The sequence below is a fragment of the Polaribacter sp. Asnod1-A03 genome (assembly GCF_045063585.1).
Taxonomy (GTDB): Bacteria; Bacteroidota; Bacteroidia; order Flavobacteriales; family Flavobacteriaceae; genus Polaribacter.
Map to the genome: position 1 here is coordinate 821,272 of NZ_JBEFOE010000009.1, position 12,196 is coordinate 833,467.

Genomic DNA, 12,196 nt, shown 5'->3' on the forward strand with positions numbered 1-12,196 from the left:
TATGACAAAAGATAAAACAATAACAACAATTAACCCTGCAACAGGAGAAAAAATAGAAACTTACCATTATATTACAGATTCAGAATTAAATTCTAATATAGAAAAATGCCAAAAAGCATTTTTAGAATGGAGACATGAAACTTTAGAAAAAAGAGCAGAAGTTATTAATGCTATTGGTAAAAAAATAGTTGAATATAAAGATGAACTCTCTGAATTAATGACAAAAGAAATGGGGAAACCATTATCGCAAAGTTATGATGAAGTTGAATTATGTGCTGGTATTTGCGAATACACAGCAAAAACAGGTCCTATAGAGTTAAAAGATGAAAACAAAGAATTGGCTTTAGGCGGCAAAGGAATTGTTACCTACTCACCAATAGGAATCATTTACGGTATCCAACCTTGGAACTATCCTTCTTACCAAGTTATTAGATATGCAATTGTTAATTTAATGGCAGGTAATGGGGTTCTTTTAAAACATGCATCCAATGTAACAGGTACAGGTTTATTATTAGAGAAAATATTTATAGAAGCTAGTTTGCCTAAAAACTTATTTAAAACATTATTAATTTCTCATGATCAATCCGATGAAATTATCAAACATAAATCTATTAGAGGTGTTACTTTAACTGGTAGTTCTAAAGCCGGAAGAAATATTGGACAAAAAGCTACTGCCGAACTTAAAAAAGTAGTTTTAGAGTTAGGTAGTAATGATGCTTACATTGTTTTAGAGGATGCTGATATTGAATTGGCTGTAGAAAAATGTGTATTAGGTAGAATTTACAATAATGGTGAAACTTGTATTGCGGCCAAACGTTTTGTAATTGTAGATGCCGTTTATGATAAATTTAAAGAGGCTTTTGTAAAAGCTATGAAAGATGTAAAAGTTGGAAACCCTTTGGATGACAATAATGAAATGGGGCCAATGGCTAGAGAAGATTTAAGAGAAACTTTGCATGATCAAGTTATAAAAAGTGTAGAAAAAGGCGCTAAAATCTTATGTGGAGGAACAATAACTGAAGGTAAAGGATATTATTACCCTGTTACCGTTTTAGACGATGTAAAACCTGGACAACCTGCTTATGATGATGAACTTTTTGGCCCAGTAGCTTCTTTGATAAAAGCTAAAGATACAGAAGATGCAATGCGAATTGCAAATGATAGTAGATTTGGTTTAGGTGGTGGAATTTTTTCTAAAGATGAAGAGAAAGCCACAAAATTAGCCCAAGATTATTTTGATACTGGTATGATTTTTATTAACTCATTCGGAATCGCAGATCCTGTAATGCCTTTTGGAGGTGTTAAAGACTCCGGATTTGGTAGAGAACATGGAGGCTTTGGAATGAAAGAATTTGTAAATATAAAAGCAGTAACTTTTAGTAAATAATATTGAACTAAATGATAAAAAAATCGTCTTAATTAAGACGATTTTTTTTGTTTATTATTTCTATTTTAATAAAACTCTAATATAAATAACCCATTTTTCCTGCTTGATAATCTCTCATCGCTTCTAAAATTTCTGTTTGAGAGTTCATCACATAAGGTCCATATTGAGCAATTTTTTCTTCAATTGGTTTTCCTGATAAAATTAAAACAGTACTTGGTTTATTCCCTTTAAACAGAAATGAATTTCCATCTTGATTAAAAGTTATCATTTGGTTTTTTCCCTTTAACAAAGTAGCTTCATTATTTACTAAAACTTCTCCTTCTAATAAATAAATCAATGATTGGTGATTCTGTGGAATTTCTATTTCTATTTCTCCGTTTTCATCAACATTTGCCGTAAATACGTTTACTTCTGTTTGTGTTTTTATCAAACCAAAAGTATCTTGCTGTTGTCCTGCAATAATATTTAATTGTACTTTTTTGTCCAAAGAAAATAATTTAGGAATCTGTTTTTCTTCTAAATACTGATAATTTGGTGTTATCATTTTGTCTTTTGCAGGCAAATTTAACCACAGCTGTATTCCTTCTAACTCACCTCTTTTTTTTATAAACTCTTTGGTTGGACCTTCAGCATGAATAATTCCACGACCAGCTGTTGTCCATTGTACATCACCTGCTTTTACTACCATTTCATTTCCTAAAGAATCTCTATGGAATTGTTCTCCTTTAAACATTAAAGTTATTGGCTCAAAACCTCTATGAGGATGCGGACCTAAATCAAACGGATTACTAAATTCTGAAATTGCGTAAGGACCATAATGATGCAATAGCAAAAAAGGATCTACATTTTCTATTCCGTTTGATGGCAAAGGTTGTCGCAATTTTATTGGTCCCATATTTACCAAAGGACTTGCTACTTTATGTTGTATTGATTTTAGTGTTTTCATAAATATTACTTTTAATTTATTTTCCAAGGAAAATATTAAAACAATTTTTTTTACCTTAATTTATCTAACAAATCACTTAAAATAACAGCTTCTTCATCAGATAATTTTTTTAAAAAAGGAGCACTTTTATTTTCATCAATCGTAGATAATAGTTCTAAACCTTGGGTGGTAATTTTAACATAAACCACTCTTCTATCGTGTTCACAACGTTCTCTTTCTATTAAATTTTTATCACATAATTTATCCATTAAACGTGTAGCATTTGGTGCTCTTTCTATCATTCTATCTTTAACAATTTGCACCTTAATTCTTTCTTTTGCTCCGCGTAAAATTCTTAAAATATTAAACTGTTGTGGCGAAATTCCGTAAGGTTTAAAAAACTCATTTTCCTTACTACTTAACCAATTAGCTGTATATTTTATATTGATTAAAGCTTTTACTTTATCGTTTACAAACTTAGAATTGATGTCTTTAGAAATATCACCCATAATTATGCTCTTAACTTTAAATCTTGCATTATTTTATTAAATTCTTCTGTTGTTGGTGTTAAATACACTTGTTCATCTATAAATAAAGTAGGGTATTTAGCAACACCTCCATATAACTCTTTGCTATGTTCTCTAGCTTCTACATCTTTAGAAATATCTTTATAAACATAAGGAACATCCGTTGAATTTAAAAAATTTTTAAATGCAACTGTATATGCATGGCCCGCTCTACCGTATAAAACTATTTTCATTTTTTATTGATTTAATAAAGCTTCGAACTTATTTACTTGTACTTTTAATAATGCTAATAATTCTTTATCTACAATCTTATTTTCTTTAAAATTATCGTAGAAATTAGGTAAAGAAAAAGTAACTAATTCTTTTGCCCCTTGTCTAGGAAAACGTTGTTCTCCTGCTGCTAAAACAAACTGACCACCCATTTCGCCTGGTGATGTTGCCATTAATAATAAAGGTTTGTCTCTAAAAACTTTTACTTCTACTCTAGAAATCCAATCAAAAATATTTTTAAAAGCTGCCGTATATGTTCCGTTATGCTCTGCTAAAGACAAGATAAATCCATCGTAATTATCTAATAAAGCAGAAAATTTTACTGCGTCTTCTGGGAAGTCTTTTTTCTCTTCGTCTTCACTATAAATTGGCAGCGTAAAATCTCTTAAATCTACCACATCAAAAGAAGTATTTTCTAAATTTTCTACAGCAAATGTTGCTAATTTTTTATTGATAGAAGTAGAACTTGTACTTCCTGCAAATGCTAATATTTTTTTCATTTTTTTTATGTTTTGATAAGTTTTTCAACTTTTATAAAATTGACAACTAATTTTTATTGAATATTACTTATTATTTCTGTTTCTCCTTTTACTATTTTAGCAACAGGACATTTACCAGCAAATATTAATAATTTTCTTTTTTGATCTTCTGTAAGTTCCTTTTCAAAAGAAATATCTTCTGTTAACCATTTTTTAATTCCGGTTGCTGTTAATTGTTCTCTTTGAGTAACATTTACTGTTATTTCTCCAACATCCCAACCTTTTCTTTGCGCAAAGGTTCTTAACGTCATCGAAACACAACCACCAATGGCTGTTAATAAATATTCTACAGGCGTTGGCCCGTTATCTCCACCACCTGCAGCTACAGATTGATCTAATGTTAAAAAATGATTTCTTGTTTTTGCTTCTGCTAAATAGTTTTTATTTGATAAAACTACTTCTGCTTTCTTAGCGTTGGCCATTTGCAATTTTTTTATATGTAATATATGATATTGCTAAAAGAATAATTGCTACTAAAGCAGACATATATCCACCATCTTTTACCATATAATGTGCAAAAAAAGCTAAAACAAAATCAAAGAAAAAACCTGCATATGCCCATTCTTTTAAAGATTTACTATTGATAAACCAAATTGCAATTAAACCTAAAATTTTAGCAATTGCTAGCGGATAAATAATATATGTTGGATAACCTAAATTTGTAAAAAAACCAGAAACTGTTTCATAGTTAAAAAGATACATACCTGCAGAAAAAAGCATAATTACTGATAATAATGCTGTAGAAATGTAATATATAATTTTAGTTGTTTTCATCTTAAGAATTTAAATTCTTTTACAAAAGTACAAAATAATCTCATATTTACCAAGGAAAATAAATCCACGGAAACAATCAAACCTTTTTATAAACTAAAAAATTCAAAAAGAGTTAATAAATAATATTTTTACATAAAAAAACCGAATAGAAAGCGAGAAATAGTTTGAAAATTACTGATTAAATTTAATAGAATCTATTTTATTCTGTAGTCGTTCTATAGCTAAGTTGTCTTTTTCTTGTTTAGAAATTAATTTTATAGAGTCTAATATTTGCTGATTCTTTTCTAAAACTGTTTTTTCTTTTTCGAAATACACATTTTTCCCTTCACTTGTTCTCCAAGCTTCGTTTAATTGATTGTAAACTTCCTCGTCCCAAGTACTTGGTTTTTTAGCATTAATCCAAACAACATCTCTATATTCGCTGTCTACTAAAGCTAAATCTGGTGTTGCAGCACCATCGAATTGCCCAGGGTTATTAGCATTAATTGTAGAAATTGTTCCCATAAAAAACATACGATTTCTACCCGCAATGTTTTTAATATAAGGTCTAAACTCAACAGGCGTATTCGAGTTCCAATCATATTCTTTTTTAGATTCTTTTACTTTTAAAGGCATTGCAGAAACGCCTGCATAACCTTGTTTTTTAGAAGCATGATCGTAAAAATAAAGTACATCTGTACCATCTGCTGGTATAAAAACACTAAAAGCCAAACTCGTTCTTTCTTCGCTAATTGGCTCTAAACCAAACCAATGATATAAACCGTTATCTGCGTCTATTTTAGTTTCTGAAAAATTAAAATCGGTAACAAATGGTTGTTGATTTTGATCGTTTGGTAAATTAGGAATCTTAACTGCCGACTTCTTATTCCAAGGTAATGGGTCATAAAATCCTGATAAAAATTTTAAACTTTCTGCTTGTAAACGAGATACTTTTTGAGCTAAAGTATTTTGTTTCGTTAAATATTTATGATTTTTGATTTCTTTAGGTGAAATATAAGTTCCTTTACCGATAATAATTCGCTCAAAATAATCTTTAATATCATGTTCTCCATTTTCGATAACCATTACACCTCCAAAAGTTGGGTGAGGAAAAAAGAAACCTTTCCATTTTATTAAACTTACTACCTCAACCCAATCACCTTTATCATTTTTCATGTAAAAAGTTTCGCTTGGTTCATAATTAAATAACATCCAAGGATTAAAACGCTGCACAACTGCATTGTACGTATTTCTACTAAATTTTAAAGACTCACCAATTGAAAACGTAACCGGAATTCTGTTTTCGGATGAAAAGCGAGGAAAAGGTGTTGTGCTAGATACCGAAAAAACCTCTTCTGTGTTGTCTTTTATTCCTTGCCAAACATATTTTTCCGTTGGCTGTATTGCCATGGTCCATTTGTTTTGTCCATCTACTCTTACTAATTTAGGCAACGAAACATCTTTGGTTTCTCCTACAGACTCATTTGCCATAGAAAAAACATTTCTTAAAGGTTGAATTCTTTCATTTTGTGTTAACGGAAGTTCTACAATTTCTATCCTATTTAAATCATTAAAAACACTATACAATCTCATGTAATCGTACATTTTATAAGGAAATCCTATAAAATAAATTACACCAAAAAACACAACCATTAATAATACACTTAATATTTTTTTAAGAAAGCTTGATGATTTTAAAAGCCCTCTAAAACCAAAGAAAATTACTGTAAAACATATTAAAAAAATAAATATATACTTTCGGATAAATAATAATGCTGGTTGATAATTATCTCTAAAAAAGAATAATAATACTATTAAAATTATAAAAAGTATAATAAGTCTCTTTTTCTGTTTTGCTCCTTTATTCCAATAATTTTTAATCATAATATTATTCCTTAATTATCTTTAAAATTATACTCTTAACTTATTGATTATAATTACTTTTTATTACAAATGTCTTTGCAGCAGCGTCTCCTATTCTTTGATTATCTTTACTTACAGCTGCAACAATAATTCCTATCAAAAACATAAAATCTACAATCCCTAACAAAAATCGAATAAATGCTTGTCCCATATTTATAGGCTCATTTTTCTTAGAAACTACTTTTATATCTAGTAACCGTTTACCAATAGTTTGTCCCCAAAGACCTTCGCTTATTGGCCATAAAAAAAACATTATCGAAAAACTTATTAATGCAGATATTCCTTCTAAATTATAACTAAAAATATTCTCATTATTTGGGTAAAATAACAAACCTAATATAACTCCAGAAAAATAATAAATAAAAAAATCAATTATGGTAGCTAATATTCTTCTACCAATATTTGCTTTCTCTAATTTTGTATAATAGTTTTCAAACTCTTCTAACATTCTAAAATTTTATTTATTTGTGCATATTGTAATAACATTATTGTTCTTGCATCAATAATATCTTCATTTTCTACTAATCTTAATGCCTCTAAAAAAGGAAGTTCTAAAACTTCTATTTCTTCATGTTCAGAAGCCAAACCTCCACCTTTTTCAAGTTTATCTTCATCTTTATATTTGGCAACAAATAAATGTACTTGCTCTTTCATTAAACCTGGTGATAAAAAAGTTGTACATACTTTTTTAACTTCTTTAATATGATAACCAACCTCTTCTTTTGTTTCTCTTATTACGGTTGTTTCTGGCGATTCATTTTTATCTATTGCTCCTCCACAAACTTCAATTGAAAACCCTCCTTTTACACCAGCAACATAAATAGGTATTCTAAATTGTTTTGATAAAATCACTTTTTTAGACAACGGATTGTATAACAAAACGGCAACCCCATCATTTCTTCCATAAACTTCATGTGTTAATCTTTCTGTTTTTCCGTTTTTGAATGTAAAATCAAAACTTACTCGTTCTAACTTTGCCCAAATATTAGACACAACTTTTGATGTTACATTACTTATTCTTGTTTTAATTTCCATTCGTTACCTAGTACTAAATTTAAGCTTATCAATTGTTATTTTTCAATTTTATATTAAAAAATAAACAAGCAATTTCGATATTTTTTTCTTGATTAAAAAACAAATTTATTTTTAAATATTTTTTAACATTAAACCTTTTTTCATAACAAAAGTCTAATAAATTTATAACAATATTACATTTTACTACTTTTATTATTACTTTTATCATTAATTCCTCTTTTAAAAGCATTTATGTTAAAATATAAATTATCTATCTTTTTTATTTTCTTAATTACTTTAGTAAATGTTAAAAGTACACAAGCTCAGTTAAGTAAAACACACTTTATACCTCCATTGACTTATGCTGAAACAGGAAATGCAAACCCAGAAAATCAATATTTTTATATTTCTACACCTAGCAATCAAAATGTAAATTATACAATTACACCAATTGGTTCTAGTAATGATATTACAGGTGTTGTTTCTAATTCCTCTCCTCAAGAGATTTATATAGGCAATGGTAATAGCCAACTTTTTGTAGACTCTAATACCACAAGTGATATTCACAACAATAAAGGATATATTATTGAAGCTAGTGACGTAATATATGTTTCAATACGTGTTTTAGCAGGTAGTAGCGCACAAGCTGGTGCTTTAGTTAGTAAGGGAGCTTCTGCTTTAGGTACAACATTTAGAGCAGGAATGTTTACAAATGAAAATCCGCAAGACAATTACTTAAATTTTATTTCTGTAATGGCCACAGAAGATAATACTGTTATTTCTTTTGATGATTTACCTACAGGAATTTCAATAAAAAATTACACTGGCTCTCTACCAATTTCTATTACCTTAAACGAAGGAGAAAGCTATATTGTTGCTACAAATTCTGCAGAAAACACTATAAATAGAGATGGTTTAATTGGTACTTTAATAGAAGCAGACAAACCTATTGTTACTAATATTGGTTCTGCAAACGGAAGTTTTCATAATGGAAATGGTAGAGATTATGGTATAGATCAAATTGTAGGTTTAGATAAAATTGGCTCTGAATATATTTTTGTAAAAGGTGATGGCTCTGATAATTGGGAAAATGTATTGATCGTTGCTAATGAAAATAATACCGAAATTTTTATAAATGAAAATACAACAGCAACAACCAATCTTAATGCTGGGGAATATTATTTAATTGAGGGAAATGTTTACAATACAAACGGAAATATGTATGTGCAAACCTCTAACCCTACTTTTGCCTACCAAGGTGTAGGAGCTAACAATAATGAAGCAAATCAAGGTTTATTTTTTGTACCTCCTTTAAGCTGTGAAAGCAGAGGAAAAGTTGACAACATTCCTAATATTGAAGATATTGGAACTACAACTTTTGACGGTGGTGTTTCTATTGTAACAAATACCGGTGCAGAAGTTAAAATAAACGGAAATTTAATTAGTACTTACAGTGGTGTTTCTGGTCCTTTTACCATAAATACTACAAATTCTGGAACTTATGACACGTATAAAGTTACCAGTTTATCTGGTAATATTTCTATAGAAAGTAGTGGCGAATTATATTGTGCTTATTTTAACCAAAATGGTTCTGCTAGTTCTGGTGGTTTTTATTCTGGTTTTCCCTCTGTACCAGAAATAAACTTAAACACTACAGTTAGTACTTTGGGTAACTGTATACCTAATGTTACTTTACAAGCTGCAAATACAGAATTATTTGATGGTGGAATTAAATGGGAATATTATAATGAAACTACTTCTGTTTGGGAGGAAAGAAGTATAGATAGTAGTTACAAACCTTTAGAAACAGAACCTGGTAGATATAGACTTATTGGTAAAATAGTTTGTACAAATACTGAATTTATCTCTACAGAAATACCAATTAGTATTTGTCCGGATGATTTTGATAATGATTTAATAATAGACAACATCGATGTGGATATAGATAATGATGGAATTTTAAATTGTGATGAATCTTTAGGAGATGTAAACTTAAATATTTCTGATATTAACAGCCCTAATATTGTTTTTAACGATAATTCTACAAACAATAATATTGTAGTTACTTACCAACCTTCTGAACCTACAAATACATTTACAGGAGATACAAACGGAAACTTTACATCAACTATTAATCCTGCAACAGATTCTAAACTAAAATATGAGCTAAATTTTACTGATAAAATAAATTTTAAATTCACCCAAAACACAACGTTAAATCACACAATCGTTAATAACGAATATTTTATCTTAAAAGTAGATTTAGATAAGAACGTTACTTTACTAGACCCTGATGATCAGTTATTAATTTACAATCTTTCTACGGAAGAATACGAAGCAGGTATTACCTACATTTCCGCTTCAGAAATACAATTTAAATACAAAGCAAATACTACAGGTTCTTCTAGTACCTTTCAATTTGTTGCAAACCAAATAACACAATTCGATTTTAAACATCAATCAACAGGAATAACAACCAGTTCAACATTTAATGGTAACATGCAAATAACTTGTTATTCTAGAGATTCTGATGGAGATGGAATTGAAGACATGTTTGATTTAGATTCTGATAACGATGGAATTCCTGATTTTTATGAATCTACTGCTCAAGATGTTTCTTTAACAAATATTGACAGTAATTTAGATGGTTTAGATGACCTTTTTAATACAATAACCGCAAATCAAGATACAGATAACGACGGAATACCAAATTATTTAGATGTTGATTCTGATAACGATGGGATTTACGATATTGAAGAAGTTGGTTATGGAGATTTAGATGCTGATAAAAATGGAATTATAGACACATCAAATTTTGGAACAAACGGATTGTTAGACGACTTAGAAACCTCAACTGATTCAGGTATTTTAAAAGCTCCTATTAGAAACTCAGATGCATTATCCATAATAGAAGCAAATAGAGATAATTTATTCGACTTTGTCGATTTAGATGCTGATGGTGATGATTGTTTTGATGTTTACGAAGCTGGTTTTACAGATGATGGTTCTGGTAGATTATCACCAAATTATTTAGATGTAGATACTAACGGAAAAGTTAAAAATTCTGATGGTTACACAACTCCTAACAATAATTATATAGTTGATGCTCCAATTATTATTACTAATTTTAATGATATTACTTTTTGCGAAAATGATACTAATCAGTTAGAAATAGAAGCAAATGCCGATGAATTTCAATGGCAAATATCTACAGATAATGGTAATAATTTTATAGATATAATAGAAAATACAGTAATAAATGGTACAACTTTTAACAATGTAAATACTTCTAAATTATTAATTACAAATGCATCAAAAACATTAGATACTTATCAATTTAAAGTGTTTCTAAAAAAACAAGGAAATTCCTGTAATTTAATAACACCAGATGCAATTACATTAACTGTAAACTCAACACCACAAATTCTAAATGATTTGGTAGAGTTACAACAATGTACAGACAATCCTAACGAAAATACTATTGTAAATCTTACAGAAGCAGAAATTAATATTTCTACAGATTCTAATATTACTTTTGAGTATTATTTAACAGAAACAGATGCTATAAACGGTACTACTTCAGCATTAATATCAGACACAACAAACTATCCAGTAACAAATGGTTCTGCAGAAGCAGGTGTAAGAGTTATTTCAGACAAAAGTTGTTATTCTGTTGCTAAAATTACAGTTATAGCTTCTTTTGCTGACGATGTAGTTTATGATAAAACTTTTGAAGAATGTGATGATTTTTTAGATGAAGATGGAAATGACTCTATAAATAACTCTGAGACAGACGGAATTACATTTTTTGATTTTAGCGCAGCAAATCAAGAAATAATAAATACAATACCTACAAATATTCAAGATGATATCGAAATCTTTTTTTATGAAACAACAACAGACAGAGATGCTGCAATTAACGCTATTCCTGATATTTCTAATCACAGAAACAACAACAATAATTCTTACTCTTACAATCAAACTATTTATTTTAAGGTAAAAAATATAAACAATAATAATTGTGAAGGAATTGGTCAATTCTATTTAAAAACAAATGAAATTCCAGATTTTTCTGTTGATGGAGAATATCCAAACGACCCAATAATTATTTGCACAAATAACATTCCATATACATTAGTTGCAAATACTACAAACGATTATGATTACGTATGGAGTAAAGACGGAGTTTCTTTAAATGAAAACACACAAGAAATAGAAATTACAGAAGGTGGAGATTATACTGTAATAGCAATTAGTAAAACAGGAAGCCCTTGCTCTAAAGAACGAACAATTACTGTTCTAAAATCTGATTTTAAAACTTTAGAAGAAAGTTATGTAACCATTATAGATGATACTTCTGGTGTTAGTGTTAATAGTTTAAGCATTCAAATAAACATACCTGTTAATCCTTTGATAAATGAAGAATTTCAATATGCCTTAAAAAATGAAAATGGAACTATTATTAGAAATTTTCAAGACAGTAATATTTTTGATGATGTAGAAGGTGGGATTTATACCATTTTAGTAGAAAACCAAAATGGTTGTGGTTCTTCAGAACTAATAGTTGCTGTTCTTCAATTTCCTAAATTTTTTACTCCAAATGGAGATGGCAAAAATGATACTTGGTATATTAAAGGACTTATAAATAATTTATATATTTCTAGTGATATTAATATATTTGATAGATATGGAAAACTAATCTCTAAAATACCAATTGATAGTAATGGTTGGGATGGAACTTATAACGGCAAAATGCTACCTTCTGATGATTATTGGTTTACTACTACATTAACTTCTATAGATAACACAAGTAATATAATTTATAAAAAAGGACACTTCTCGTTAATAAGAAAATAAA

General features: G+C 28.8%; 11 protein-coding genes. 2 read left to right on the top strand and 9 right to left on the bottom strand.

Annotated features, from left to right (window positions below; genetic code table 11):
• Position 1 precedes the first annotated feature (1 nt).
• Entirely contained in the window at positions 2-1,387 is a 1,386-nt protein-coding gene (locus tag ACJJVY_RS04100; protein ID WP_405605449.1) for an NAD-dependent succinate-semialdehyde dehydrogenase, read from the top strand.
• A 76-nt stretch (positions 1,388-1,463) separates the two neighbouring features.
• On the opposite strand, the gene ACJJVY_RS04105 is transcribed toward ACJJVY_RS04100, so the two are convergent.
• The 9 genes from ACJJVY_RS04105 to ACJJVY_RS04145 all read right to left on the bottom strand — a co-directional run bounded on the left by ACJJVY_RS04105 (position 1,464) and on the right by ACJJVY_RS04145 (position 7,359).
• Positions 1,464-2,333, bottom strand: a complete 870-nt coding sequence (locus ACJJVY_RS04105) for a pirin family protein (RefSeq protein ID WP_405605451.1) — start codon at positions 2,331-2,333, stop codon at positions 1,464-1,466.
• 50 nt (positions 2,334-2,383) lie between these two features.
• A complete protein-coding gene (locus ACJJVY_RS04110; protein WP_405605453.1) occupies positions 2,384-2,821 on the bottom strand; it encodes a MarR family winged helix-turn-helix transcriptional regulator in 438 nt (145 codons plus the stop codon).
• Positions 2,822-2,823: 2 nt separating this feature from the next.
• Complete coding sequence (locus tag ACJJVY_RS04115) at positions 2,824-3,072, bottom strand: glutaredoxin family protein (protein ID WP_405605455.1); 249 nt, start codon at positions 3,070-3,072, stop codon at positions 2,824-2,826.
• Between the two features lie 3 nt (positions 3,073-3,075).
• A complete protein-coding gene (locus ACJJVY_RS04120) occupies positions 3,076-3,609 on the bottom strand; it encodes an NADPH-dependent FMN reductase (RefSeq protein ID WP_405605457.1) in 534 nt (177 codons plus the stop codon).
• A gap of 53 nt (positions 3,610-3,662) precedes the next feature.
• Complete coding sequence (locus ACJJVY_RS04125) at positions 3,663-4,070, bottom strand: OsmC family protein (protein WP_405605459.1); 408 nt, start codon at positions 4,068-4,070, stop codon at positions 3,663-3,665.
• The gene (locus ACJJVY_RS04130) at positions 4,057-4,422 is read right to left on the bottom strand and encodes a DoxX family protein (protein ID WP_405605461.1); all 366 of its coding nucleotides are present in this window, start codon (positions 4,420-4,422) and stop codon (positions 4,057-4,059) included. The genes ACJJVY_RS04125 and ACJJVY_RS04130 overlap by 14 nt, the downstream gene beginning before the upstream one ends.
• Before the next feature lie 171 nt (positions 4,423-4,593).
• Positions 4,594-6,285, bottom strand: coding sequence for a hypothetical protein (locus ACJJVY_RS04135; protein WP_405605463.1), 1,692 nt, complete (start codon positions 6,283-6,285; stop codon positions 4,594-4,596).
• Between the two features lie 40 nt (positions 6,286-6,325).
• Positions 6,326-6,772 (bottom strand): RDD family protein, encoded by a 447-nt coding sequence (locus tag ACJJVY_RS04140; RefSeq protein WP_405605465.1) that lies wholly within the window; start codon positions 6,770-6,772, stop codon positions 6,326-6,328.
• Positions 6,766-7,359, bottom strand: coding sequence for an NUDIX domain-containing protein (locus ACJJVY_RS04145; protein ID WP_405605467.1), 594 nt, complete (start codon positions 7,357-7,359; stop codon positions 6,766-6,768). Before ACJJVY_RS04145 ends, ACJJVY_RS04140 begins: the two co-directional genes overlap by 7 nt.
• A 231-nt stretch (positions 7,360-7,590) precedes the next feature.
• Between ACJJVY_RS04145 and ACJJVY_RS04150 the strand changes: the two genes are divergently transcribed.
• On the top strand, positions 7,591-12,195 hold the full coding sequence (locus ACJJVY_RS04150) for a T9SS type B sorting domain-containing protein (RefSeq protein WP_405605469.1): 4,605 nt from the start codon (positions 7,591-7,593) through the stop codon (positions 12,193-12,195).
• The last annotated feature ends 1 nt before the right edge of the window (position 12,196 follow it).